This is a genomic window from Streptomyces sp. NPDC036822 (genome assembly GCF_055609145.1).
Window position 1 is genome coordinate 68943 of the sequence record NZ_JBVJPY010000011.1, and the last position, 25029, is coordinate 93971.

The following is a 25029-nucleotide window of genomic DNA, read 5'->3' on the forward strand; positions in this document are numbered from 1 at the left end:
CTAGTTCACCGCCCGCCTGGTGCGGGCCGATTCGCCCCAGGAGGGCACCCATGCACACCCGCACCCTCGCCCGCGCGCACCGTTCCGGCTGGGTCCACCCCTACGGCCGCGCCCCTTTCTCCCCGGTCTTCTATGCCGACGGAGGGGACGGCGGCGCCTCCGGATCCGCTCCGGACGGCAGCGCCCCGCCCGCCGGTGACCAGGGCGGACAGCAGTCCGGACAGCCCGCGGACGGCTCCGGTCAGCCCCGAATGTATGACGCCGCATACGTCGACAGCCTCCGCAAGGAAGCGGCCACGTGGCGCACCAAGCTCCGCGAGTCCGAGCAGGCACAGGAAGCGAAGTACACCGGCCTCCTCGACCAGCTGAAGGCCGCCGGCATCAAGCTCGGCGACAAGCCCGACCCCGAGCAGCTCCAGGCCAGCCTCACCGCCGCGCAGTCCGAGCGCCGCGAGGCGCTGCTCCGCGCCGCGCTGTACGAGACCGCGTCCGAGCACGGCGCCAACCCGGGCGCGCTCCGCGACTCCGTCAGCTTCCTGGACTCCATCCGGGAGATCGACCCCACAGACTCCGCAGCCCTGGTGGCCGCGGCCAAGGCGGCCATCGCCGCCAACCCTTCCCTCTCCGCAACCCCGGCCGGCCCGGCACGCGGTGGCGCTGACCTCTCTGGTGGAGGCGGCAACGACCCTCGGCAGCTGACCGAGGACGACCTCTCTCGCATGTCGCCGGAGGACATCGTGGCAGCCCAGGACAAGGGCCTGCTCCGCAACCTCCTCGGCGGCTGACACCACATAAGGAGGGCCCACCGTGGCCATCACCCGCTTCCGCCCGGAGATCTGGTCCGCCAGGCTCCTGGTCGCCCTGCGCAAGGGCCTCATCTACGCACAGCCCGGCGTCATCAACCGCGACTACGAGGGCGAGATCTCCGAGGCGGGCGACATCGTCCGCATCACGTCGATCTCCCGCCCGACCGTGGCCACGTACACCCCGAACAGCACCACGATCACGCCCGAGGAGCTGACCGACGCTCAGCGCACCCTCGCCGTGGACCAGTGCAAGTACTTCGCGTTCCGCGTGGACGACGTCGACGCCCGGCAGGCCAAGGGCAACGTCATGACCCAGGCCATGAGCGAGGCCGCGTACGCGCTGGCCGACGTCGTGGACCAGTACGTCGCCGCCCTCTACACCCAGGCGCAGTCCGCGAACCAGCTCGGCACGATCTCCGTGCCCACCGCGACGCCGACCGCGTTCTACGACAGCATCCTCGTGCCGCTGAAGGTCAAGCTGGACGAGGCCAACGTCCCCACCGAGGGCCGCTACTGCGTCATCCCGCCGTGGCTCCACGGCCGCGCCCTCAGGGACGACCGGTTCATCCGCCTCGACGCTGCCGGTACCAGCGAGGGCCTGCGTAACGGCCTCGTGGGCCGCGCCGCCGGATTCGACATCGCCGTATCCAACAACGCGCCCAACCCGACCGGCGACGACTACGTCGTGCAGGCCGGCGTCAGCTCGGCGATCACGTTCGCCGAGCAGATCAACAAGACCGAGGCGTACCGCCCCGAATCGTCCTTCTCGGACGCCATCAAGGGCCTCGCGCTGTACGGCGCCAAGGTCATCCGCCCCGACGCCATCGCCACGGCGCTGGCCTCTCAGACCTGATCGGAGACTGACCCATGGCACGTACTGCTGTCGCGTACAGCTCTCTCGTCCCCAACTCCAACCTCGCCGACCCGGCCGGCACCGCGGTGTCCTCGGGCGCCGGGAACGGCGGCCAGGTGTCGGCCGCGAAGCCGGAGCTCACGCTCCTGCGCCTGTCCAACGCGTCCGGCGGCTCCGGCACGGCGACGGTGCTCGCCGGAGCCCTGCCGCTGGCCGCTGCGGGCGGTCAGGGCAACCTCGCGGTGACCGTGGCCAACTCGGCCACGCAGTGGATCGGCCCGTTCGAGTCCGGTCGGTTCATCCAGTCCGACGGGTCCCTCATCGTCGAGACCTCGGTCGCGATGACCATGACGGCGTTCCGGGTCCCGAGGAACACCTGACATGGCCGAGACGATTCACATCCTGGGGGAAGGCGGCGGAGTCCACGAGATGGACCTGCCCCTTCCCGAACCGATCGCGGACCGGCTCGCCAAGGGCCTGCTCCGCCGGGTGAACGAGGACGGCACGCCGTACGTCGAGCAGGCGGACGACGGCGTGCCGACCCTCCCCACCGAAGCGCCGGCGAAGAACGCCCCGAAGGCCGAGTGGGTCGGCTGGGCTGTGGCTCAGGGCGCGGACCCGGACGACGCCGAAGGCTCGACGAAGGGCGACCTGATCGAGCTGTACGGAGGTGAGGGCTGATGGCGCTTACCGCCGACCTCGGGATCCGGGCCAGTGTCCGGAACACCAAGGCGTCGGACCTCACCACCGCTGCTGATGTGCTGGACTTCGTCCGGGGCGTGCACCTGGAGGACGGCACAGCGGCGGGGAAGGCGGACAAGGTCTTCCACGACCAGCGGACGCTCGCCGCGTCGGCGTCGGAGACTCTCGATCTCGCGGGCGTCCTGACCGACGTCTACGGGGCCGCGATCACCTTCGCGAGGGTCAAGTTCATCGCGATCTCGGCGGCCTCCGGCAACAGCAACAACGTCGTGGTCGGGGCGAACGCGTCGAACGACTGGGTCGGGCTGCTCAACGCCGCCGGGACGCTCACGCTCCGCCCCGGCGCCACGGTCTGCGCCATGTCCGGATCGGCCGACGCCACCGGCATGGCCGTCACCGCCGGCACCGGCGACCTGCTCAAGGTCGCCAACTCGGGTGCCGGCAGCACCGTCACCTACGACGTGGTCATCGTCGGAGCGTCCGCCTAGGAGGTGGCCCGTGGCCCGGATCTACGCGACCAGTACGCAGTACCAGGCGTACACCGGGCAGACGCCCCCGACGGACATCGACGTCCGGCTCCGGCGGGCATCTGCGTTCCTCGATGCGCAGGTGTTCGGGCTGTGTTGGTACGACGTCGACGACGACGGCCTGCCCACCAACGCTGTCGTGGCTACCGCGTTCGCGGACGCCACGTGCGCGCAGGTGGAGTGGGGCGTCGACGTCGGCGACGTGACCGGCGCGGCCTCTGTCGGTTGGGGCACGGTGGAGATCGGGACGGCCAAGCTGTCCCGGTCCCTCACCGTCACGACCGGGGACGAGTCCCCCGGTCGGCAGATCGCCCCAGCGGTCTGGGACGCCCTGCGCAACCCGGACTTGACCCCGGACCTCTTCCAGCTCGGGGCGGTGGTCTGATGCCCAGCGTGCTGCCCGGCTGGATGCTGGGCCACGAGGTCACGGTGGAGCCGTACGCCGGATCGAGCGCGTATGAGCCGCTGTACGGCGCACCGCAGACCGTGCGCTGCTTCCTCGACGAGCAGACCCGTGTCGTGCGCGACCAGCGGGACCGGTCGGGCAAGGAGATCGTGTCCAGCGCGACTTTCTACGCCCGGCCGGGTCTCGTCTGCCCGGTCGAATCCCGGGTGACTCTGCCGAGTGGCCGGCAGACGACCGTGATCGCCGTGCTGGACCGGTCGGGCGGCAGCATGCCGACCCCGGACCACGTGGAGGTGCTGCTCCAGTGAGCCCCCCTCAGTACACCCGCTTCCAGTCGGGAAACGCCCAGCGCTTGTGGACTGCCCGGGGCCGCCGCCTGGCGGAGAAGGGTCTCCAAAAGGGGCTGGAGCACGTGCTGGCCGAGGCCCGGAAGATCGTGCCGCTGGAGGAGGGCACGCTGGAGCGCTCCGGCCGGGTGGTCCGCGAGGGCCTCAACGGGGCCGTCGCCTTCGACACGGTGTATGCCCGCAGGCAGCACGAAGAGCTGACCTGGAAACACTTGCCGGGCCGGACCGCGAAATACTTGGAGATCCCGATGAACCGGGAACGGGACACGGTCCTGCGGCTGATGCAGGTCGACCTGCGGAGGTGGTTCCGTGGACGATGAGACCGACCTCCTCGACGGCCTCGCCCGCTATCTCGCGGAGCGCGGCCTGGTGACCTACGACCCCGACGCCGAGGGCGGGGACTGCTTCGTCGAGCGGATCCCGGACTCGCCCGATGAGGCCGTGTTCCTGGCCGTCTACGACGACGGCACCGAGTCCGACTCCAAGTTGGGCTACGACGAGGTGCGGGTGCAGATCCGGGTGCGGGGCACCGCCGACCCGCGGGTCTCGCGCCGCCGATGCCGCGCGATCCGTTCCGCGCTGCACGGCCTGTCGCAGACGACACTGCCCGACGGCACCCACGTGATCCTCGCGGTCAGCCTCCAGGGCGACGCCGCGTCGCTCGGCATGGACGAGAACCGCCGCCAGGAACACGTCTGCAACTTCGGCGTCGAGACCCGCTCGGTCACCGCGCACCGCGTCTGACCCCACCCACTTCCGAGCCCGCTGCCCACCGGCCGCGGGCTCTTCGCCATGCCTGGAGGACACCATGGCCCCCATCAAGTACAACGCCCGCGATTGCCAATTCGAGATCGAGGACTTCCTCAACCCGGGCACCTGGACGGCGATCGCCCCCGGCGGGATCACCACGTTCACCCGCGGTTACGAGTACGAGAACGCCGACACGACGAGTTTCGGCTCCGACGGGCGGGCCGAGTCGCAGAACATGCAGGAGGGCCGCTCCCTCCAGCTGGAGGGCTTCCGGCTGAAGGACCCGGCGACCGGCGCCCTGGACCCGGGCCAGTCCCTTGTCGAGCTCCAGGCCGCCCGCCTCGGCGAGGACAGCCTCGTCGGCTTCCGGTTCGCCGCCCCCGGTGACACCACGTGGGAGGTATGGGCCGACGCGCGTTTCGAGATGGGCGACGAAGGCGGCGCCAACAACGACAAGACCAGCTGGAACGTGACGGTGTTCCGCTCCGGCCCGTCCACCACGGCGGTCAAGGCATGAGCCCCAACACCCAGTCGTTCGACGCTTTCTGGGCGTCGGTCTCCACCCGCCGCACCGAGACGATCCGCGGCGTCAAGGTCCAGATCCCCACCGACATTCCCCTCGCCGTCGAGCTCCGCATGAACGACCTGTCGGCCTCGACCGCTGAGGACGACATCCGCGAGCTCCTGACGATGCTCTACGGCGAGGACGTCCTCGACGCCTGGGTGGACGCCGGGATGGGGCTGCGCGAACTCCAGACCGTCCTGGGCTGGTCCATCGCCCACGCCGCGGGCAAGCCCATGACGTTCGCCGAGGCGTACGAGGCAGTCTGCGCGGCTGAGGAGGGCCAGGGAAAAGCTTTGAGCCCGCCGAGCAGGGCCGCGCGCAGAGCACAGTCCGCGAGTACTGGTGGGCGGTCGAAGCCGACTTCGCGCGCGAGTACCGCCTCGACGCGGAAGACCTCGCGCGCCTGACCTCCCGCCGGTTCTGGGTCCTCCTCTACGGCCTGTCCCCCGAGTCCGTGTTCCGGCAGGTCGCCGGCCCGCAGATGAACGTCGTCGACGACCCCGACCTGATCCGCGCGGCGCTGCGCGGCTGACCCACCGAGAGGAGAGGCATGGCCCTCAATGTGGGCGAGCTGGTCGCCCTGATCCGCGCCGACGACCACGGCCTGCGCCACGGCATCTCAGAGGCAGACCTGCGCCTGGCCGGCTTCCAGCGGGACGTCAACGGGCGCTTGCGGGACCTGAACGGGCACTTCGTCAACGAGACGCGGACCATGGCCCGCCTGGTCGCCGACGGCCTGGCCGACGGCTCCAACCAGGGCCTCCGCCGCCTGATCCTCAACGCGCGTACCCAGATGCGGAGCCTGCGCTCCAGCCTCCAGGGCGACGCGGGCAACGCGGGTGACGGCGCCGGCCGGGGGTTCGCCATGCGGATGCTGACCCGGATCGGGTCGGCCATCCGCACCGGGATCGGCACGGCCATGGAGACGGGCATGTCCGGGCTCCAGCGGGTCACCCAGTCCGTCTCCTCCAATCCCTACGTCGGCGCGATCGGCGCGGCGATCGTCGTCGGGATCATGGCGACGCTGGGCCCGATGCTGGTCTCCGCGCTCGGCGGCCTGGTCATCTCGGTCGCCGGTATCGGCGTGATCGGCCTGGGAGCGGCGCTCCTGAAGGACGAGCCGGAGGTGAAGAAGGCCGCGAGCAGCCTCGCGGAGACCGCGAAGAAGGTGTTCAAAGAGGCCGCCTGGCCCATGAAATCACCGATGCTCCGCGCGCTGGAGGACGTGAAGACGGCCGTCCTCGATCTCGCGCCGGTGCTCCAGCAGACGTTCGCCGCCGCCGCGCCGCTGATCAAGCCGCTCACAGACGGCCTGACCCGGCTGGTGACGAACTTCCTTCCGGGGCTGACCTCGGCCCTGAAGGACGCCGAGCCCGTCTTCGAGGGCCTGCGGGACATGCTCGGCCACATCGGCTCAGGCCTGGGCCGCATGTTCGAGATCATCGGGAAGCAGCCCACGAACATGGGCGATGCCTTGCGCGACCTCGGCAAGCTGATCGAGTGGATCCTGATCGGCCTCGGCTACTTCATCGCCACGACCGCCCAGGTCTACGGCAACATCCGCTCGTTCGTACAGCAAGTCGTCGGAGCGTTCGAGTGGCTCTACGACGTTCTCGTCGGCCACTCGATCATCCCCGACCTCGTCAACGCCATCGTCCGCTGGTTCGCGTCGCTGCCCGCGAAGGCCGGCCGCGCGCTCGCCGCGCTGCCCGCCACGATCACCAGCATGGCGACCGCGGCCGGCACCCGGATGCTGGGCGCGGTCCGCCGCGGCCTGGACTCGGCGGTCTCCGCGATCCGCGGCCTGCCTGGGCGGGCGCGCAGTGCGCTGGGCGGGCTCGGCGGCATGCTCTACGGCGCCGGGCAGAGCCTCTTGCGCGGCTTTATCAGCGGCGTGACGTCGATGATCCCGAGCCTGAGCGGCACCCTTAGAGGGATCACGGCGTCGCTGCCGGACTGGAAGGGCCCGGCGGAGACGGACGCGCGGATCCTGGGCCCGGCTGGCCGTTCCGTGATGCGGGGCTTCATGGGCGGTATCGCTTCGCAGGTCCCGGCCCTTCAGCGGCAGTTGGCGGGTATCACCGGCGCTGTTCCGGGGATGGCGATGGGCCCGATGTCGGCAGGCGGCTACGCGGCCGCCAGTGCGCCGCAGACGACCGTGTTCGAGATCCACGGCGCGGGGTTGCAGGACGTCATCACCAAGATCGTTCAGAAGCAGGGCCGAGGCAGCGTTCAGGTTGCTTTCGGGCAGAGGCAGTACTGAGGAGGCAGCATGCCGGTTCCCGACGCCCGCGTGGAGCTGGAAATTGCAGGGACGTGGACTGACGTCACCGACGACTATGTCGTCCACGCTGATGGAGTCCGGCTCTCCCGGGGCCGCTCCGATGAGGGCCGGGCCGTCGACCCGGGGGCCGGCAGCCTCACCCTCCTGTCGCCCCATGGCCGGTTCTCCAACCGCAACCCGAACAGCCCGTACTTCGGGCGCCTGCCCCGCAACACGCCGTGCAGGGTGTCGGTCGGGAACACCCAGCCGTACCTCCTGGTCCCGGAGAGTGTCGCCGGGCGCGCGACCACCCCGGACCATGCCTCGCTGGACATCGTCGGCGACATCGACGTCCGGATCGAGGTGGAGCCGGACCTGTGGCTGGGCGCGGGCATCGGCTACGAGCTGATCGCCAAGCACACGCTGAGCGGCAATCAGCGCTCGTGGCGGCTGATGGTCACCGGTGAGGGCGAGTTGCTGTTCTCCTGGTCGACGAACGGCACCAGCTTCATCGAGGAGCGGTCCCCCGTGATCCCGGTGCTCCGCTGGCATCAGGCTGTCCGGGTCACCCTCGACGTCAACAACGGCCTCGGCGGGTACACCGTCGGCTGGTACGTCGCGGACTCCCTCACGGGTGACTGGGTCGAGTTCGGCGAGACCGTCACCACGGGCGGCACCACGTCGATCTTCGCCTCGACCGCACTGGTCGAGGTCGGCGACAACGCCGGGATCGCGTTCACCAACCACGGGCGCCGCATCTACGCCGCCGAGATCCGCTCCGGCATCGGCGGCACCATCGTCGCGAACCCGGACTTCACCGCCCAGGCGCCCGGGGCCACGTCCTTCGTAGACAGCACCGGCAAGACGTGGACCGTCGCCAACGGCGCCAGCATCTCCGACCGGCGCAACCGGGTCGTCCACGCCGTCCCCACCTGGCCGGCCCGCTGGCACGTCTCCGGGCACGACCAGCGCGCCCCGATCGAGACCGCCGGGATCCTCCGGCGCCTCGGCCAGGGCCGGAAGGCGCTCGACTCCACGCTGCGCCGCCGGATCCCGGCCTACAGCCCTCTGGCGTACTGGCCGATGGAGGACGGCGAGAGCGCCACCCGGGCGGCTGCGGCCGTCGGTCTGGGCGGCCCCCTCGCGGTGTCGGGGTTCACGTTCGGGCAGGACTCCTCCCTGGCCGGGTCGCTGGCCTTGCCGACCGTGGACGCGGCTGCGACGTTCCGCGGCATCGTGCCCGCGCCGGCCACCCCCTCCACGGAGTGGGGCATCGTCCTCATGTACTACACCGACGATCCGCCGGTGGCGGAGCAAGAGTTTCTGACCTGGCGCACCACCGGCGGGATCCGGCGGTGGCGGATCGCCATGAGCACCGCCGGGTCCCGGCTCCAGGGCTACGACGCGGCGGGCGTCCTGGTCCTCAACTCGGCGATCGCGACCACCTCATCCATCTTCGACGGCTGGCACCGGCTCGAACTCCGCGCGGCGCAGAGCGGCGGGAACATCGCCTACACCGTGGAGTGGACGCAGGTCGGCGGGACGAGCTCGTCCGCGAGCGGCACGGTGGCCGGGGCGATCGGGCAGGTCACGCACGTCGACACCCGGATCGGCACGGTCGCGGACCTGCGGCTCGGGCACCTCGGAGTCTTCGCGGACGCCTCGGACTCCTCGACCGCCTACGACCGGGCTGACCACGGGTTCGACGGCGAGACCGCGAAGGCCCGGCTGCTGCGCCTGGCGGCGGAGGAGTCGGCGACGGTCGCGGTGGCCGTCCTGGACGGGGACGTCACCCGGGACACGGCGCTGATGGGCCCGCAGCGGCCGGCGGCGCTGCTGGACCTGCTCCAGGAGGCTGCGGACGCGGACGGCGGGATCCTCTGCGAGGACCCGATGCGGCAGGGGCTCGTATACCGGTCGCGGACGTCGCTGGAGAACCAGCCGGTTCGCCTGACGCTGCCCTACGCGAAGCTGGCGCCGCCGTTCGAGCCGACGGAGGACGATCTGACCCTCCGCAACGACGTCACCGTGCAGAGGGTGGGCGGCTCGTCTTACCGCGCGGTGCTGGAGGACGGCCCGCTGACGGCCGACGAGATCGGCGTGTACGACGAGGCTGTCACCCTGAATCTGCATCAGGACGAGCAGACACCAGACGCGGCCGGGTGGCGGCTGCATCTGGTGTCGTGGGATGAGGCCCGCTACCCGACGGTCCGGATCATGCTCCACAAGTACCCGGAGCTGATCCCGGCCGTGGCCGCGCTCGGGATCGGCGACCGGATCCAGATCACCGACACCCCAGACGGGATGGCGCCCGGGCCGGTGGATCTGATCGTCCAGCGCATCACCGACGAGATGCAGACGTTCAAGTGGGACGTCCTGCTGACCTGCTCGCCCGCCGGGCCGTGGACGGTCGGCATCACCGATGACGAGGTGTACGGGCGGGCGGACACCGAGTCCTGCGTCGTCGACACCAGCATCAACGCCGTGCAGACCAGCGTGCTGTTCACGACGTTCGTTCTCCCCCGGTGGGTCGACTCGGCCACGTACCCGTCGGACTTCCCTTTCGACGTCCTCGTCGGCGGCGAGGTCATGACGGTGACCGCGATCACCGGCACCGGCACCACGCAGACCGCGACGGTCGTCCGGTCCGTCAACGGCGTCAGCAAGAGCCACGACGCGGGCACTGCCGTGCAGCTGGCTACCCCGACCTACCTCGCCCTGTAGGAGGCCCCCTTGTCTCACTGGCTCGCCGGGATGCGGATCACTGCCGCCCGGCTGGGCGTCGCGCACTCGCAGGTCAAGGACACGACCGCCGGGCGTACGACGACCTCGACGACGTACACGAATCTCTCCGGGGGTGCTTTCTCGACTGCGGTGGTGGTCCCGGCGTCCGGGTCGGTGGCTGTGGAGATCCGGGCCACCGGCCGCAACTCCACGACGAACAACTCGATCACCTCGTGGCAGGCCGTCGGCTCGGTGTCCGGGACGGTGTACAGCCCGACGGACGCCGAGGCGCTGATCGTGAAGGGCACCGACAACGTCAGCCTTGACCTGCGGGAGATCCTCACCGGTCTGTCGCCGGGCGAGACGCTCACGGTCACCACCCAGCACCGGGTGAACTCCGCTAGCACCGCCACCTATGACTTCCGCACGATCCTCATCGAGGGCCTCGCCTGACCCTCCCCCGCCCGACCCACGCCCGCCTGAGCGCGGGCCTTTCTCATGTCTGGAGGTCGCCATGGCCACACCCGCCACATACGACGCGTTCGTGACCGCCCTGCGCGCCGAGGGCCTCACCGTGGTGGAGGTCGGCCGCCCGGCCACCCACACCCGCACCGGCCCCGGCCGCCCCTGGGGCCCCGTACACGGCGTGATGATCCACCACACCGTGACCGGCCCCAAGATCAACGCCGTCCCGATCTGCCGCAACGGCTACCCGGGCCTGCCCGGCCCGCTCTGCCACGGCGTCATCCGCCGCGACGGCACCGTCCACGTCGTCGGCTACGGCCGCACCAACCACGCCGGCGGCGGCGACGCGGACGTCCTGGCCGCAGTCATCGGCGAGGACTACGACGTCCGCCCGCCGCGCCCGAACGTCGGCAACACGGACGGCGTCGACGGCAACCGGCACTTCTACGGCTTCGAGTGCGAGAACCTCGGCGACGGCAAGGACCCGTGGCCGGCCGTGCAGCTGGAGGCCATGGAGAAGGCGGCGGCCGCGATCTGCCGTCTGCACCGGTGGGGCCCGAAGTCGGCGATCGGGCACCTGGAGTGGTCCGACGACAAGTCCGACCCGCGCGGTGTCGCGATGCCGTCCATGCGGGACCGGGTCGCTGACCGGCTGGCCGTCGACGAGCCCGCCCCGGCCAAGCCCCCGACGAAGCCGTCCCAGCCGGTCGCTCCGAAGCCGACCGTGGACCTGTCGAAGCTGATCGCGGCGGCCAAGTCCGACCCTGCTCGGCGCGGTACGCCGGTGTCGTACTACGGCGTGAAGACCGTGGAGCAGGCCCTCGTCCGTGAGGGGCTCCTCGCCCCGTCCCTGGCGGACGGCCACTTCGGCACCGCGACGGTCCGCGCATACGCGGCGTGGCAGCGCCGGTGCGGCTACAAGGGCGCGGACGCCAACGGCATCCCGGGCGCCGAGTCCCTCAAGAAGCTCGGCGCCCGCCGCGGCTTCACCATCACCCCCTGAAGGAGCACCACATGCGCATCTTCGGACGCGAACCCGTCTACATCCTGGCCTTCGTCGCCATCACGCTGAAGCTGTCCGCCGCGTACGGCCTGGACGTCTCGAACGAGCAGCAGGGCGCCATCATGGCCGTCCTCTCGCTGATCGTCGCGGTCGTCTCGGCGATCATGCTGCGCAACGGCGCGGCCGGCGCGGCCATCGTGAACCTGGCACAGGGTGTGCTGGCGCTCTTCCTGGCCTTCGGGCTGCACATGTCGGCGGAGCAGCAGGCGCTGTGGCTGGGCGCCGTCGAGGGCGCGGTCGCGCTGCTGCTGCACCGTGAGGTGACTGCCCCGGTGTCCGCGCTGCCGATCGAGCAGGGCAGCCCCGTCAAGCCCGCTGCCTGATCGGAGTAGTCCGTGAGTGACCCGACCAACGGAGAGGTGATGCGCCGCCTCGAGGACGTTCGCCAGGACTTGAAGGAGGACGTTCGAGAGCTGGGCATGCGCCTCGACAGCAAGGTCTCGATGGAGCGGTACCAGCTGGAGCAGCTGGCCCGCGACGAGGCCATGCGCCTGATGGCCGAACGGGTCACCGCAGTCGAGAACGCCAGGGAGCAGGAGAAGGAGAAGAAGCGGCAGGACGACCAGCGCGCCATCGAACGGCGCGCAGCCGACCGGCGCCTCCTGCTCAGCGCCCTAGTGGTGCCAGTCCTGCTGCTCCTGCTCAACGTCTACCTTCAAGCACAGGGGGCGGGCGCGTGAAGCACAAGACCACGACCCCCGCCCCGCGACGGCGCGGAGAGCTGGCGTTCTGGCTCGCGGCCAGCCTCGCGCTGGCCGCGTTCGCGTTCGTCATCGTCACGATGCAGGGTCTCGCGCACGACTTGCGCGCGGCCAACGAGGCCCGCGACGCCCTGGCGACGCAGGTCGAACAGCTCGGAGAGAAACCCGTCGCGGGCCCGCCGGGGTCTCGCGGGCAGCCGGGGCAGAGCATCGAGGGCCCTCCGGGACCTTCCGGCCCCCCGGGCCCGGCCGGTCTCGACGGCCTTCCCGGGTCCCCGGGGCCTACGGGCCCGCCCGGGCCGTCGGGGAGCCCCGGCACGTCCGGTACGGACGGCGAGGGCATCATGGGGCCACAGGGCGAACCCGGGCCGACCGGCCCGGCAGGACCCGCCGGCCCCCAGGGAGAGCCGGGACCGGCAGGACGCGATGGGACCGACGGCCGGGACGGAGCCGACGGCACCAACGGACAGACCTGCCCGGGCGGCTACTCACTCCAGCCCTACAAGGGTGACCCGGACGTCCTCGTCTGCCAGCGCGACACCGCCCCGGCGGACCCGGGGCCGCTGAAGAGCCGCACGGAGACCGCGGCGCTCGACCCGACCCGCCGCATCTACCCGTAGGGAGGCCGATGTGCCGCTGCCAGCGACCCGGACCGTGACCGGGCTGTACATCAATCCGGTCACCGGCGAGCCCGCGACCGGGACCGTCATCCTGTCCCCGACCCCCCTCGTATGGACGGACTCGGAGGGGGACCAGATCCTCGCGGGCGGCGACACGATCACGCTCGTGGACGGCGCGGTCTCGCAGGCCCTCGTAACGACCGACGCGGACGGCGTGGAGCCCGCGACGGGCCGCTACTGGCGGCTGGAGGAGCGCCTCGACGGCCTGCCCTACCGCGTCAGGGTGTTCGCTCTGCCGCTGGGCGACGGGACGCCGGTGGACATCACGGACCTGGTCGCAGCGGACCCGGCGGAGGCGGACTATACGCCCGTGGAGGGCCCTGCCGGGCCTGCTGGTGCGACCGGTCCCGCCGGGCCTACGGGGCCCGCCGGGCCGCAGGGGGAGACTGGAGCCACGGGCGCTGCCGGTGCGGCTGGCGCGCAGGGGCCGGCGGGTGAGACCGGGCCGCAGGGCCCGCAGGGTGAGACCGGGGCGACCGGGCCCGTCGGCCCTCAGCCGCCGCTCGGCGGGCAAGGCGCCGGGGCGACCACGGCACTCCGGTCGACGGACGTCCTGCTGGCGCACAAGCTGGCCGACGAATCGGTGACCTCCTCGACCACCCTCCAGGACGACGACCACCTCGCCATCGCCGTGGCCGCGAACGCCGTCTACGCCCTGGACAGCTACCTCGATGTGGAGGCGGACCCCGCGGCGGACATCACCCTCGGCTGGTCGGCCCCGGCCGGGGCGACCCTGTCGTGGACGGACTCCGGGATCAGCGCCGGGAACACCGGCAACATCGGGAGCCTGAAGCAGGGCCGGTACGACGTAGCGACCTCGTCCGGCGTCGGTATCGTCGCCGCCGGGTCCGTCGTCCGCCCGGCTGGCGTCCTCCGCACCAGCGGCACCGCCGGGACGCTCCGCCTGCGGTGGGCGCAGACCGTGTCATCCGGCACCCCGACCATCCTCAAGAACGGGTCGTGGATCCGGCTCATGCGCTCCTCCTGACGGACGCCCCCTGTCCGGCCTTCGGGTCGGGCAGGGGCGGCTTTCTGCGTTCTGCTGCCGGATGTCCGCCCTGGACGCTACAGTCGTTCCCGTTGCTCCCCGCTACCGCGGGGATGTTCCGGACAAGCTATTTGCCTGGACGTGCTCCCCGCTGCTGCGGGGTTGACCGGCCGCCCTGCCCGCACAAGCGGGCGGGAGGCCGATTCTCCGCGCAAGCGGAGGTGAGCCGCCTGCCGCTACTGGTAGACCCGCGGTACTCGCACCCCTCTCCGCGCAAGCGGAGGTATCGCCCCCTCTCGCCTTCGGGCGGGAGGGGGCACTTTCGTGCGTTCGGGCTCACATGAGAACGGCCCCGCCCCATACCCTGACAGTGTCGAGCTGTTCAGAGAGGGGCAAGGCCGTGCCATCAGATGCTACTCCGGACCCATACGCTCACCCCGTTGCTTTCGGGCAGAGGTTGCAGATCCTCCGTCAGCACCGCGGGATGTCCCGCGAGGTCCTGGGCGGCCTTGTCGGTATGTCGACCGACTGGGTCAAGCAGGTCGAGGCGGGCCGCATTCAGGCACCCGGCCTGGACATGGTCCTTCGGATCGCCGAAGCGCTGCGGATCCGGACGCTCTCCGACCTCACAGGACGCACCGAGATGCCCGCAGTAGACCTCTTCCTCGGCCCCGGCCACCCCCGGCTGGCCGCCGTACGGGCCGCCATCGACACGTTCCCCATCGGCGCCCCCACCGCAGCACCGCCCCGAGCCGAGCACCTGGCGGCGCGGCTCGCCATCGCCTGGGCGTCACGGCACGAGGCCCCGAACCACCGCGAGATCGTGGGCGGCCTCCTGCCGGACCTGATCCGCGACGCCCACCTGGCGGTACAGCACGCCGAAACCCAGCCCGACTGGCGAGCCGCACAGTCCGTGCTCGCCCAGGTCTACTCGCTCACCCAGTTCTTCGTGGCGTACCAGCCGGACCCGTCGCTGCTGTGGCGCGTGGCCGAGCGCAGCATGGTGGCCGCCGCACAGTCCGCCGACCCGCACGCCATCGGCGTTTCGGCCTGGCTGATGGCGCAGGCGCACCGCGACTCCGGTCCCAGCCACTACGACGCGGCCGACGCTGTCACCATGCAGGCCCTCGACCATCTCGCGCCGCTGCTTCCGGACGCCGACGACGACGTCTTGGCGGTCGCAGGCGCGCTGCGCTTCGAGGCCGGGTACACGGCAGCCCGCCGAGGCCAGAAGGGCAACGCATGGCGGCACTGGTCGGAAGCCAGGAGGATGGCCAAGGCGCTGCCGGAGACCTACTTCCACCCCGTCACCAGCTTCTCCCGGGCCATCATGGGCGCCCATGCGGTGACCGTGGCGGTTGAGCTGCACGCGGGCCCCGAGTCCGTACGGCAGGCCGCCCGCGCAGACGCCACGACGATCCCGTCCCGCCCGCGCCGGGCACGGCATCGGATCGAGGAAGCGCGCGGCTACCAGCTCGACGGACAGCCGGACGTCGCCATCGCCACCCTGGAGAAGGCGCATGAGGCGGCGCCGGAAACCATCCGGTACAACGGCTACGCCAAGGCGATCATCCTGGAGGAGAGCCAGGCCCGGGCTGCCAGCCGCCGGCGCCGTGCCTCCGAACTTGCTGTGAAGGTGGGTCTTTTGTCGGCGTGACAGGGGGGTGGATTCCTACCCTCTGACCTTTCGTACCGCCCCTACCGTCGTGAGTACCGCAGGTCACGACGACGGTAGGGAGCGGCATGCGCGAGCAGATCGAGCACGACAGACCAGCCGACGCCACGGTGGTGGACTTCGGCCAGGCGCTCGTCCAGGCCGCCACCGCGATAGAGGAACACGTCACCGCGCGGGCCGAGGCGGACATCAAAACGGCGCTGGAGATGCGCCACCACCCTGACGCGCTCGCCCTGGCGACGCTGACCGACCGTCTCCTCACGCACTGCATCACGGCCGCCGACGGGATCCGGCTGATCCCGGCCTCCGCACGGTCCCTACGCGGCGCGGCCGCGCTGCGGACGTGGGAAGAGCTGAAGGACGCCGGCCCCGCCGATGGGCCGCTCGGCCCGTGGTCGTACACCCGCCACCTTGCGCTGGTCGCCCGCGACATGCTCGCCGAGATCGACCGCCACCGAGCGCGCCGCGACGCGTTCGTCGGCCGCCCTGGTCTGCCGCCGCTCGCCCCGGAGTCGTCATGACCGAGTGGCAGCGGCAAGCGCTCTACTGCGTGGTCGTCCTCGGCGTCCTCATCGTGCTCGCCGTCGCGATCGCCCCATGACTCCTGCGCGTGGCCGGGTCGGCCGGTCACGAGCAGGTATGGCCCGCTCCGGCCGAGCACCTCGCCAGGAATCCGGCCGGAGCGGTGTCACCATCCACCCATCAGGAGGAGGCACGCATGACGTGTAGCAGGTGCGGCGGCGCGATGACAAGGACACAGGACGGCTGGTACATCTGCTACCCGTGCGGGACCAGCCAGCCGGGATAGGGGACACGTGAGCTGCCCACAGTGCGGCGCGACGATACGAGCGGCCGGCGGGGACTGGCATCGCTGCTCCGCCTGCCGGTACGAGATCCACGCCGACGCGTGGCGGCTCTATCAGGACCTCCTCGCCCAGTTCGACGACGACCCGGTGAAGTTCTTCGCCGACGTCGAGGAGCGGCTTCGGGATCTGCGCCAGGCGGAGCCTGTGTGGCAGCGCTCCCGTTAGACCAGCCCCGGCCGGATCGTCCCCCGGCCGGGGCTATCTCACGAGCTGGGCGAGCGGTACGCCGATGGTGTCGGCGATGAGGAGCAGGGTGTCGAGGGTGGCTGATGCCTGGCCCTGCTCGATGCGGACGTACCCGGCCCGGTCCATCGGGACGGCGTGGGCCACCGCCTCCTGAGTCATGTTCGCGTGCAGCCTCGCGGCGCGGATCTGGTCGCCGATCTGCCGGCGGCGGGCGAGGACCCACTCGGGTGGCGGGGTGGAGCGTGGCACGTGCTCCACGCTCACGGGACCAAGATCGAATAGCCGTAGGGGTAACCCTACATTGTGTGATCATGGACTTTCGGGATAGAAACCGGAAGTGGCGACTCCGCCACCCTTAGACACCCACTCGCCCGCGGTCTCGGCGGATCGCGGTCGAGTGGGCCACGTAGCCCCGGCCCCTCCGGCCGGGGCTACTCTTATCTGGGCAGCTCACGCGCGCGTGTTTTACACACGTTGATCGACGTCACAGTGAGCATCCCGGGAGAATACCGACGGGGTAGCCCGCATACATGTACGATACTCCGCATGGATATTCGCCCCACTCCGTATGACCACCCTGACGCGGTCAAACTCAACGACGCCGTTCAGCTGGAGTACGCCGTGCGCTACGGCGACGAGGGCGATGTCACACCGCTGGACGCCCGTATGTTCGCCCCGCCCGCCGGCCTCTACCTCCTCGCGTACGACCCCCTGGGCCGCCCCGTCGCCACCGGCGGCTGGCGTACGCAGGACGAGAACGAGGAGGGGTACTCCGACGGCGACGCCGAGCTGAAGCGCATGTACGTCGTCCCGGAGGCACGCGGCCTCGGCCTCGCCCGGCGAATCCTCGCCGCGCTCGAGGCGGACGCGCGGGCGGCGGGACGGACGCGGATGGTCCTGGAGACCGGCGACATGCAGCCCGAGGCGATCGCGCTCTACCGCTCGAGCGGCTACGAGCCCTGCGCGAAGTTCGGCTACTACCGGGAGTACGAGAGCAGCCGCTGCTTCGCGAAGCCGCTGGTCTGATCGTCGAAGCGCCCCACCACGGCCCCGGGCGCGCGAATCGACGCATGACACGGTCCTGACAAACGACGAGCCTTCTGGCACGCTGCCTCACGCACGCCGATCCGCACCGTTCTCATTCCCCACCTGCCTCGGCAGAAGGAGACATGCGTGAGACGCCATCGCACACTCGCAGCCGTCCTGTTGTCCGCCGGAACCCTGCTCACCGGCGCCCTGACCACGACGACGGCGCAGGCCGCACCCGCCCCGGACGCCCAGGCGCCGGTCGCCCGCTCGGTCGGCGCGGCGGAACAGCGGCAGGCGGGCACCTTCTGGACCCCCGCCCGCATGCGCGCCGCCGTCCCCCTGGACCTGAAGGCCGCCCCGGGCGCCCTCCGGCGCGTCGCCGGCGCGACCTCCCCGACGACGATCGCCCCCACCGCCGGGGCCCCCGGCTCACCGTCCGCCGCCGTGTCGCCCACGGCCTTCCCGCAGGCGGGCGGCCCGTGGACCGGCGGCGGCGCGGTGGTGAAGACCTCGGGACGGGTCTTCTTCACCTTGCAGGGCAGGACGGCCTCCTGCTCCGGCAACGCCGTCACCAGCCAGAACGCCAGCACGGTGATCACGGCCGGCCACTGCGTGAAGTACCAGGGCAGCTGGCACACGAACTGGGTCTTCGTCCCCGCGTACGACAACGGCAGCGCGCCGTACGGCCAGTGGGCGGCGGCCACCACGCTCACGACCCCGCAGTGGGAGGCGAGCGAGGACATCAACTACGACGTGGGCGCGGCCGTCGTGGCCCCGCTCGACGGCCGGAAGCTGACGGCGGTCACCGGCGCCCAGGGCATCCAGTTCAACGGCGGCTACAACAAGCCGATGTACGCCTTCGGCTTCCCGGCCGCCTCGCCCTACGACGGCAGCAAGCTGATCCACTGCTCGGGGAACTCCTCCAAGGACTTCCTCTTCTCCCAGGACCACAGCCTCGGGTGCAACATGACCGGCGGCTCCAGCGGCGGCCCCTGGTTCACCGGCTTCAGCGAGGCCACGGGCACGGGCCTGCAGGTCTCGGTGAACAGCTTCGGCTACACCTTCCTGCCCAACCGCATGTTCGGCCCGTACTTCGGCAATGACGCGAAGGCGCTGTACGACCGGGCCCAGGCTTCCTGAGCCCCTCTCCTGACACGCGCTCAAACGAAAGGATCCCGCCCGATCGTTTCCGATCGGACGGGATCCTTTGTGCGCTGGTGGACCTGTGGGGATTTGAACCCCAGACCCCCTCGATGCGAACGAGGTGCGCTACCAGACTGCGCCACAGGCCCTTGCGACGTGTGAAACATTAGCATCCCGATCGGCGTACTCGGAAATCCGCCTCACTCGTTGGCCGCGCGCGGCCGGTCCTCGTCCGCGTACTGGTCGAAGAGCGGCGTGCGGCCGCCCTCGCGGGTCCGGGGCCCCGGCGCCGTCCGCCGGCGGGGGGCCGGGGGCGGCGGGTCGGACGACGTGGCCGGGGGCGGTTCCGCCGCCGCTGTGGAGGACCGGGCCGAGCTCCAGGTCTCCGGATCCGTGATGTCGACGCCACCCGTGGCGCGCGGGGCGACCGGGGCGGTGACGTAGGTGGGGAGCGGCACGGGGACCGGGTCCCAGCTGTCACCCCGGGCCGGGCCGCGCTCCCGCTGCTGGTCCACCCACTCCGCGTGGTCCGTCTGCTCGACGAGCGCGCGGCGGCCGGCCTCCTGCGGGGAGACCGCCGGGGCCGGTTCCGGTTCGGGCCGCGCCGTGTCGCCGTCCGGCTCGGCCGCTGGCTGCCGGCGCTGCGGCCGGCTCTCGCGCAGCCGCGCGGCAGCCGCCTCGGCGCGGCGCCGGTCCATCACGTAGACGAAACGCCGCCGCTCCTGCGTGCGCAGATGGACGATGTACGCGCTCAGGAGCAACGCGGGGGCGGCGGGTGCCCACAGGAACGCCAGGCCGCCGACCGCGGCGACGATCGCGCCGAGGGTGAAGGCGAGGAAGAGGACCACCGTGGTCCGCCGGCGCCGGGCGAGGACCTTGCCGCGACGGGCGCGCTCGGCGGCCGCCTTCGACGGCCGGCGGGCCGCCTGGGCCGGTTCGGGAAGCTCGAGACGGGCTTCCGTCCTGGCCGCGGGCGCGGAGAAGGCCCGGACGTCGACCGAGCTGAGATGCTCGGTCGCCGCGTCCGGGTCCACGTCGGGTACCGCGTCGTCCGCCGTACGGTCCCGGTCCCTCAGCTCCTTGGCGTACCGGCGCTCCATGCCCGCCCGTCCGGACAGCAGCCGGATGGCGGTGCTGAAGCGTTCCGTCGGACGGGCTTCGTTGAGCTCGTCCTGCCGGCGGAGCCACATCGGCACCAGGTAGGCGGCCCAGGCCCCGACGATGACTGCGTAGATGAGGCCGCTGCTGCTCACGCCTCACACGGTAGAGGGGTTCACGCGAGGGCATCGGCCAATTGGCCCGGTGTGTCGCACGATCTGCCTGATATCACTGAACTTTTTTGTGATTGTTCGGATCGATTGACGCTCGATCAGTGGTCGACTGTCGATCGAATTCGAACATACTTTTTATTTATCCGGGTTCGCCGACTGTTGCTGCCGTGTCCGGTGCCAGCGGCGCAGCAGCCCTTCGGGGACTTCCTCGACGGTGAGCGCGAAGACGAGATGGTCCCGCCACGCCCCGTCGATGTGGAGGTATCGGGGGCGCAGCCCTTCCTCCCTGAATCCCAATTTCTCCACGACCCGGCGCGAAGGGCCGTTCTCGGGCCGAATGCAGACTTCCATCCGGTGCAGTCCGACCACCCGGAAGCAGTGGTCGACGGCGAGAGCGACCGCCGTCGGCATGACGCCACGGCCCGCCACCGCGCTGTCCACCCAGTAGCCGACGTGCCCGGAGCACATCGAACCCCAGGTGATCCCGGCGACGGTGAGCTGCCCGACCAGCTGCCCGCGGTACTCGATCACGAACGGCAGCATGCGGCCCGCGTTGGCCTCGGCGCGCAGGTGCCGGACCATCTGCCGGTACGTGGGGCGCTGCGCGACCGGGCCGCCGGGCCCCACCGGGGGGACGGTGGCCTCCCAGGGGCGCAGCCAGTCACGGTTGCGCCGGTTCACCTCGCGCCATTCCCGCTGGTCGCGCAGCTTTATCGGACGGAGGACCACGTCGCCGTCCGCCAGGACCACGGGCCAGGTCGAGATCACGACGCCCGGCCTGGATCCGACCCCGGTCTCGGGTGGTCACCGCCCCGGAGCTGGTCGACGGCGTGGACGAGCAGCGGTTCGAGTACGGCGAGGCCGTCGCGTACCCCGCCCGTCGAACCGGGCAGGTTCACGATCACCGTGGCGCCCGCGACTCCCGCGAGGCCGCGCGAGAGGGCGGCGGTCGGCACCTTCTCCCGCCCGTACGCGCGGATCGCCTCCGGGATGCCGGGGATCTCGTGGTCGAGGATCCGGCGGGTGACCTCGGGGGTCGCGTCGGTCGGCGAGATGCCGGTGCCGCCGGTGGTGAGGATGACGTCGTAGCCCGCCTCGACCCCGGCCCGCAGCGCCGCCCCGACGGGCTCGCCGTCCGGGACGACCCGCGGTCCGTCGACGGCGAAGCCCATGCGCCGCAGGCCCTCGGCGAGCAGCGGTCCGCCCTTGTCCTCGTACACGCCGGCGGCGGCCCGGTTGGAGGCCGTCACGACCAGCGCGGAGTACGGGGCCGAGAGGGCGCCGCCCGGCTCGAAGGCATCGAGCGCCGGAGCGGAGCCTGCATGCTCGCCGGCCGCGTGGGCCTGGCCCGCGCGCTCCCCGTCCGATGGCCCGTGGGCCTCGGACACCCGCCCCGCCCGCGCGTGCGGCACGGCGGACGGCCGGAGCGCCGGACCGCCGGAGGCGTCCGTCCCGGCCGTCATGCTCCCGGCTCCGTCCGGGTCCACGTCCCCGACTTGCCGCCGGTCTTCTCCTCCACCCGTACGTCGGAGATGACCGCGCCCTTGTCGACCGCCTTGATCATGTCGACGACCGTCAGGGCGGCCACCGAGACCGCCGTCAGGGCCTCCATCTCGACGCCCGTGCGGTCCGTGGTCTTCACGGTCGCCAGGATCTCGACCGCGTCGTCCGCGACCGTCAGGTCCAGCGTCACGCCCGAGACGGCGAGGGGGTGGCAGAGCGGGATGAGGTCCGGGGTCTTCTTGGCGCCCATGATCCCCGCGATGCGGGCGGTGGCGAGGGCGTCCCCCTTGGGGACTCCCTCGCCCCGCAGCAGTTCGATCACGCGCGGCGAGACGAGGACGCGGCCACTGGCGCGCGCGGTCCGCGCCGTCACGTCCTTCGCGGAGACGTCGACCATGCGGGCCGCACCCGCCTCGTCGATGTGGGTGAGTCCTTGCTGCGTGCTCATGGCTGTGACGCTCCCGGTCGCTGTGTGGAACGACACGCTACCGCCAGAGTGCCCCCGTCAGCCGAGCAGGACCACTTCCAGCTCGCTGCCCGGCTCCACCGATTCCCGCTCCTCCGGTACGACGAGCAGGGCGTCGGCGTGCGCGAGCGCGGCGATCAGGTGGGAGCCGGCGCCGCCCACGGGAGTGACGGTGCCGGACTCGGCGTCGTACGTCCCCCGCAGGAACTGGCGGCGGCCCGACGGCGAGGTCAGCGCCCGGTCCGCCTTGAGGACGGCGCGCACCCGCGGGCGGTGCAGATCGCCGAGGCCCATCAGCGCCCGGATCGCCGGCCGGACGAACAGCTCGAAGGAGACGTACGAGGAGACGGGGTTCCCCGGCAGGGCGAGCAGCGGGATGTGCTCGGGGCCGATCGTGCCGAAGCCCTGGGGCTTGCCCGGCTGCATGGCCAGCTTCCGGAAGTCGACCTCGCCGTCGGCCGTCAGCGCCTCCTTGACGACGTCGTAGGCCCCGACGCTCACCCCGCCCGTGGTGACCAGGAGGTCGGCCCGGATCAGCTGGTCCTCGATGGCGGCCCGGAGCGTGTCCGCGTCGTCCGTGACGGCGCCGACGCGGTAGGCGATGGCCCCGGCGTCGCGGGCGGCGGCCGCGAGCGCGAAGCTGTTGGAGTCGTAGATCTGGCCCTCGCCCAACTCCTCGCCGGGCTGGACCAGTTCGCTGCCGGTGGAGATCACGACCACCCGCGGGCGAGGGCGCACCCGCACGGTGCCGCGGCCGATGGCGGCCAGCAGTCCGATCTGCGGGGGCCCGAGGACCGTGCCGGCCTCCAGGGCCAGGTCCCCTGCCTGGACGTCGCTGCCCCGCGCGCGCACATGCGCCCGCGCCTCGGCGGCGCGGTGCACGCGGACCTCGCCGCCCGCGCCCTCCGGCGCGGCGCTCGCGGCGCGCATGCCGCTCGCCGCTCCCCCGCCCGTGCCGCCGTCGGTCCACTCGACCGGGACGACGGCCTCGGCGCCGGGCGGCAGCGGGGCGCCGGTCATGATCCGCGCGGCCTGTCCGGGGCCGACGACGGGCAGGCCGCCGGCGCCGGCGGCCACGTCGCCGATGACGGTCAGTACCGCGGGGAACTCCTCGGTGGCCCCGGCGACGTCGGCGACCCGGACCGCGTACCCGTCCATGGAGCTGTTGTCGAACGGGGGCAGCGCGACCGGCACCGTGACGTCCTCGACGAGGACACAGCCCTGGGCGTCGGGCAGTTGCAGCTCGATGGGTTCGAGCGGGGAGACCGCCGCGAGGATGTCGGCCAGGTGCGCGTCCACGGACCAGAGGCCCGGCGACGGGCCGTCGCAGGGGTCGCCGGCCGGACCGTGGGAGACGCCGTGGGACAGGCCGCCCGAGGGGCCGTCGGACGGATCGCCGGGCGCCGGTGCCGTACTGCTGCTCAAGGTGCTACATCTCCTCGCTGACATAACTGCGGAGCCAGGTCCGGAAGTCCGGTCCCAGGTCTTCACGTTCGCACGCGAGTCTGACAATGGCACGCAGATAGTCACCACGGTCACCGGTGTCATAACGGCGCCCCTTGAACACCACCCCGTGCACCGGCCCGCCGACCCGCTCGTCCTGCGCCAGCTTCTGCAACGCGTCCGTCAGCTGGATCTCGCCGCCACGGCCCGGCTCGGTCTCCCGCAGTATCCCGAAGACCGCCGGATCCAGCACATAGCGCCCGATCACCGCGTAGTTGCTCGGCGCCTCACCCGGATCCGGCTTCTCCACCAGGTCCCGCACCTTCACCACGTCCGCGTCGACCGTCGCCTCCACCGCCGCGCATCCGTACAGCCCGATCTGCGACGGCTCGACCTCCATCAACGCCACCACGCTGCCGCCCTCACGCTCCCGCACCTCCACCATCCGCGACAGCAGCGCGTCCCGCGGATCGATCAGGTCGTCCCCCAGGAGCACCGCGAACGGCTGCTCCCCCACGTGCGGAGCCGCGCACAGCACCGCGTGCCCCAGGCCCCGCGGGTCCCCCTGCCGGACGTAGTGCATCGTCGCCAGATCGTTCGACTCACGGACCTTGGAGAGCCGCTCCTCGTCCCCCTTGCGGGTCAGCGCCTCCTCCAGCTCGTAGTTCCGGTCGAAGTGGTCCTCCAGCGGCCGCTTGTTGCGGCCGGTGATCATCAGCACGTCACCGAGGCCGGCCTTCACGGCCTCCTCCACCACGTACTGGATCGCCGGCTTGTCCACGACCGGCAGCATCTCCTTCGGCGTCGCCTTCGTGGCCGGAAGGAACCGGGTACCGAGACCCGCGGCGGGGATGACAGCCTTGCTGATCCTGGGGAGCGACTGAGTCATGCCGAGCACCATAGCCGTTCGGTATGAGAGGAAGATGGGACTCCCATCGCTCCCATCGAGTTCCTGTGCATAGGACCCGGTACGAGAGGTTCGTGAGAGCGCGTGCAGCCGCGAGAGTCCACAGCGAAGGCCGAGATGTCCGGAAAGATCGATCTGCGCCGCCGGTTGCTCGCCGCCCGCGCGCTGCTTGACGGCCCCGCTGTCGAGGCCGCCGCCGAGCGGCTGGCCCGTGGCGCCCTCGAACTGCCCGCGATGGCGCGGGCGTCGACCGTCGCCGCCTATGTGTCCGTGGGCCGCGAACCGGGCACGCGCGCGTTGCTCGACGTCCTGCGAGCCCGGGGGGTACGGGTCCTGCTGCCGGTGCTGCTGCCCGACAACGACCTGGACTGGGCCGAGTACGAAGGTCCGGACGGTCTGGCGAAGGCCGGCCGGGGCCTGCTGGAGCCGACGGGGCCGCGGCTCGGCCCGGAGGCCGTGTGCGCGGCCGACGTGGTGCTGCTGCCGGGCCTCGCGGCCGACGAGCGCGGGATGCGGCTCGGCCGGGGCGGCGGCTCGTACGACCGGGTCCTCGCCCGCCTCGCGCGGGCGGGGGCGGATCCGGCGCTCGTGGTGCTCCTCTACGCGAACGAGGTGGTCGCCCGGGTCCCGGAGGAACCGCACGACCACCCCGTGCACGCGGTGGTGACCCCGGAGGGGGCCCGGCGCTTCACGCCGTAGC

Annotated in this window: 32 protein-coding genes and 1 tRNA gene; 25 read left to right on the forward strand and 8 right to left on the reverse strand. The window is 71.6% G+C overall.

The features are described from left to right. Positions 1-50 precede the first annotated feature (50 nt). The 22 genes from ACZ68P_RS23965 (at position 51) to ACZ68P_RS24070 (ending at position 16546) form a co-directional block, all read left to right on the forward strand. Entirely contained in the window at positions 51-785 is a 735-nt protein-coding gene (locus ACZ68P_RS23965; protein WP_471009407.1) for a hypothetical protein, read from the forward strand. A 22-nt stretch (positions 786-807) separates the two neighbouring features. Next, positions 808-1659, forward strand: coding sequence for a phage major capsid protein (locus ACZ68P_RS23970; protein ID WP_471009408.1), 852 nt, complete (start codon positions 808-810; stop codon positions 1657-1659). Positions 1660-1673: 14 nt separating this feature from the next. Then, entirely contained in the window at positions 1674-2039 is a 366-nt protein-coding gene (locus ACZ68P_RS23975) for a hypothetical protein (RefSeq protein ID WP_471009409.1), read from the forward strand. Between the two features lies 1 nt (position 2040). Beyond that, the gene (locus ACZ68P_RS23980) at positions 2041-2340 is read left to right on the forward strand and encodes a hypothetical protein (protein ID WP_471009410.1); all 300 of its coding nucleotides are present in this window, start codon (positions 2041-2043) and stop codon (positions 2338-2340) included. After that, positions 2340-2849, forward strand: coding sequence for a hypothetical protein (locus ACZ68P_RS23985; RefSeq protein ID WP_471009412.1), 510 nt, complete (start codon positions 2340-2342; stop codon positions 2847-2849). Before ACZ68P_RS23980 ends, ACZ68P_RS23985 begins: the two co-directional genes overlap by 1 nt. Before the next feature lie 10 nt (positions 2850-2859). Further along, positions 2860-3273, forward strand: a complete 414-nt coding sequence (locus ACZ68P_RS23990) for a hypothetical protein (RefSeq protein WP_471009414.1) — start codon at positions 2860-2862, stop codon at positions 3271-3273. Beyond that, complete coding sequence (locus ACZ68P_RS23995) at positions 3273-3602, forward strand: hypothetical protein (protein ID WP_471009415.1); 330 nt, start codon at positions 3273-3275, stop codon at positions 3600-3602. The genes ACZ68P_RS23990 and ACZ68P_RS23995 overlap by 1 nt, the downstream gene beginning before the upstream one ends. Beyond that, positions 3599-3961 carry a hypothetical protein gene (locus ACZ68P_RS24000; RefSeq protein WP_471009417.1) on the forward strand — a complete coding sequence of 121 codons (363 nt, stop codon included), beginning with the start codon at positions 3599-3601 and terminating at the stop codon, positions 3959-3961. The genes ACZ68P_RS23995 and ACZ68P_RS24000 overlap by 4 nt, the downstream gene beginning before the upstream one ends. Next, a complete protein-coding gene (locus ACZ68P_RS24005; RefSeq protein ID WP_471009419.1) occupies positions 3951-4385 on the forward strand; it encodes a minor capsid protein in 435 nt (144 codons plus the stop codon). Before ACZ68P_RS24000 ends, ACZ68P_RS24005 begins: the two co-directional genes overlap by 11 nt. 64 nt (positions 4386-4449) lie before the next feature. Then, the gene (locus ACZ68P_RS24010; RefSeq protein WP_471009420.1) at positions 4450-4908 is read left to right on the forward strand and encodes a phage tail tube protein; all 459 of its coding nucleotides are present in this window, start codon (positions 4450-4452) and stop codon (positions 4906-4908) included. Then, positions 4905-5363: a hypothetical protein gene (locus ACZ68P_RS24015; protein WP_471009421.1), complete on the forward strand. Its 459-nt coding sequence runs from the start codon at positions 4905-4907 to the stop codon at positions 5361-5363. The genes ACZ68P_RS24010 and ACZ68P_RS24015 overlap by 4 nt, the downstream gene beginning before the upstream one ends. Positions 5364-5506: 143 nt before the next feature. Continuing rightward, on the forward strand, positions 5507-7219 hold the full coding sequence (locus ACZ68P_RS24020) for a phage tail family protein (RefSeq protein ID WP_471009422.1): 1713 nt from the start codon (positions 5507-5509) through the stop codon (positions 7217-7219). A 9-nt stretch (positions 7220-7228) separates the two neighbouring features. Continuing rightward, entirely contained in the window at positions 7229-9943 is a 2715-nt protein-coding gene (locus tag ACZ68P_RS24025; protein WP_471009424.1) for a hypothetical protein, read from the forward strand. A gap of 9 nt (positions 9944-9952) precedes the next feature. Next, on the forward strand, positions 9953-10396 hold the full coding sequence (locus ACZ68P_RS24030; RefSeq protein ID WP_471009427.1) for a hypothetical protein: 444 nt from the start codon (positions 9953-9955) through the stop codon (positions 10394-10396). 61 nt (positions 10397-10457) lie between these two features. Then, positions 10458-11411 (forward strand): N-acetylmuramoyl-L-alanine amidase, encoded by a 954-nt coding sequence (locus ACZ68P_RS24035; RefSeq protein ID WP_471009430.1) that lies wholly within the window; start codon positions 10458-10460, stop codon positions 11409-11411. Between the two features lie 11 nt (positions 11412-11422). After that, entirely contained in the window at positions 11423-11794 is a 372-nt protein-coding gene (locus tag ACZ68P_RS24040) for a hypothetical protein (RefSeq protein ID WP_471009432.1), read from the forward strand. A gap of 12 nt (positions 11795-11806) precedes the next feature. After that, positions 11807-12151, forward strand: coding sequence for a hypothetical protein (locus tag ACZ68P_RS24045; RefSeq protein ID WP_471009434.1), 345 nt, complete (start codon positions 11807-11809; stop codon positions 12149-12151). Further along, positions 12148-12792 carry a collagen-like protein gene (locus ACZ68P_RS24050; protein WP_471009435.1) on the forward strand — a complete coding sequence of 215 codons (645 nt, stop codon included), beginning with the start codon at positions 12148-12150 and terminating at the stop codon, positions 12790-12792. Before ACZ68P_RS24045 ends, ACZ68P_RS24050 begins: the two co-directional genes overlap by 4 nt. A 10-nt stretch (positions 12793-12802) precedes the next feature. Then, positions 12803-13840: a hypothetical protein gene (locus ACZ68P_RS24055; protein WP_471009436.1), complete on the forward strand. Its 1038-nt coding sequence runs from the start codon at positions 12803-12805 to the stop codon at positions 13838-13840. A gap of 400 nt (positions 13841-14240) precedes the next feature. After that, positions 14241-15497: a helix-turn-helix domain-containing protein gene (locus ACZ68P_RS24060; RefSeq protein ID WP_471009439.1), complete on the forward strand. Its 1257-nt coding sequence runs from the start codon at positions 14241-14243 to the stop codon at positions 15495-15497. 86 nt (positions 15498-15583) lie between these two features. Then, positions 15584-16036, forward strand: coding sequence for a DUF6415 family natural product biosynthesis protein (locus tag ACZ68P_RS24065; RefSeq protein ID WP_471009441.1), 453 nt, complete (start codon positions 15584-15586; stop codon positions 16034-16036). Between the two features lie 294 nt (positions 16037-16330). After that, positions 16331-16546 (forward strand): Rcat domain-containing protein, encoded by a 216-nt coding sequence (locus tag ACZ68P_RS24070; RefSeq protein WP_471009443.1) that lies wholly within the window; start codon positions 16331-16333, stop codon positions 16544-16546. 33 nt (positions 16547-16579) lie between these two features. Here the strand turns inward: ACZ68P_RS24070 and ACZ68P_RS24075 are convergent, their stop codons facing one another. Next, positions 16580-16831 (reverse strand): helix-turn-helix domain-containing protein, encoded by a 252-nt coding sequence (locus ACZ68P_RS24075; protein ID WP_471009445.1) that lies wholly within the window; start codon positions 16829-16831, stop codon positions 16580-16582. A 282-nt stretch (positions 16832-17113) separates the two neighbouring features. Between ACZ68P_RS24075 and ACZ68P_RS24080 the strand changes: the two genes are divergently transcribed. Together ACZ68P_RS24080 and ACZ68P_RS24085 are read left to right on the forward strand one after the other, a co-directional pair. Further along, positions 17114-17593, forward strand: a complete 480-nt coding sequence (locus ACZ68P_RS24080) for a GNAT family N-acetyltransferase (RefSeq protein ID WP_471009448.1) — start codon at positions 17114-17116, stop codon at positions 17591-17593. A gap of 147 nt (positions 17594-17740) precedes the next feature. Continuing rightward, positions 17741-18736, forward strand: a complete 996-nt coding sequence (locus tag ACZ68P_RS24085; RefSeq protein WP_471009449.1) for a trypsin-like serine peptidase — start codon at positions 17741-17743, stop codon at positions 18734-18736. A gap of 75 nt (positions 18737-18811) precedes the next feature. Here ACZ68P_RS24085 and ACZ68P_RS24090 read toward each other — a convergent pair. The 7 genes from ACZ68P_RS24090 to galU all read right to left on the reverse strand — a co-directional run bounded on the left by ACZ68P_RS24090 (position 18812) and on the right by galU (position 24311). Next, positions 18812-18888, reverse strand: a tRNA-Ala gene (locus ACZ68P_RS24090). A 51-nt stretch (positions 18889-18939) separates the two neighbouring features. Next, positions 18940-19992, reverse strand: coding sequence for a divisome protein SepX/GlpR (gene sepX, locus ACZ68P_RS24095; RefSeq protein ID WP_471009451.1), 1053 nt, complete (start codon positions 19990-19992; stop codon positions 18940-18942). Positions 19993-20145: 153 nt separating this feature from the next. Then, entirely contained in the window at positions 20146-20778 is a 633-nt protein-coding gene (locus tag ACZ68P_RS24100; RefSeq protein WP_471009452.1) for a GNAT family N-acetyltransferase, read from the reverse strand. After that, positions 20775-21266, reverse strand: coding sequence for a MogA/MoaB family molybdenum cofactor biosynthesis protein (locus ACZ68P_RS24105; RefSeq protein WP_471009740.1), 492 nt, complete (start codon positions 21264-21266; stop codon positions 20775-20777). Before ACZ68P_RS24105 ends, ACZ68P_RS24100 begins: the two co-directional genes overlap by 4 nt. Positions 21267-21469: 203 nt before the next feature. After that, a complete protein-coding gene (gene moaC / locus ACZ68P_RS24110) occupies positions 21470-21961 on the reverse strand; it encodes a cyclic pyranopterin monophosphate synthase MoaC (RefSeq protein WP_471009453.1) in 492 nt (163 codons plus the stop codon). A gap of 57 nt (positions 21962-22018) precedes the next feature. Next, entirely contained in the window at positions 22019-23347 is a 1329-nt protein-coding gene (glp, locus tag ACZ68P_RS24115; RefSeq protein WP_471009742.1) for a molybdotransferase-like divisome protein Glp, read from the reverse strand. 61 nt (positions 23348-23408) lie between these two features. Then, positions 23409-24311: a UTP--glucose-1-phosphate uridylyltransferase GalU gene (gene galU / locus ACZ68P_RS24120; protein ID WP_471009455.1), complete on the reverse strand. Its 903-nt coding sequence runs from the start codon at positions 24309-24311 to the stop codon at positions 23409-23411. Positions 24312-24446: 135 nt separating this feature from the next. Between galU and ACZ68P_RS24125 the strand changes: the two genes are divergently transcribed. Continuing rightward, complete coding sequence (locus tag ACZ68P_RS24125) at positions 24447-25028, forward strand: 5-formyltetrahydrofolate cyclo-ligase (protein WP_471009456.1); 582 nt, start codon at positions 24447-24449, stop codon at positions 25026-25028. Position 25029 lies beyond the last annotated feature (1 nt).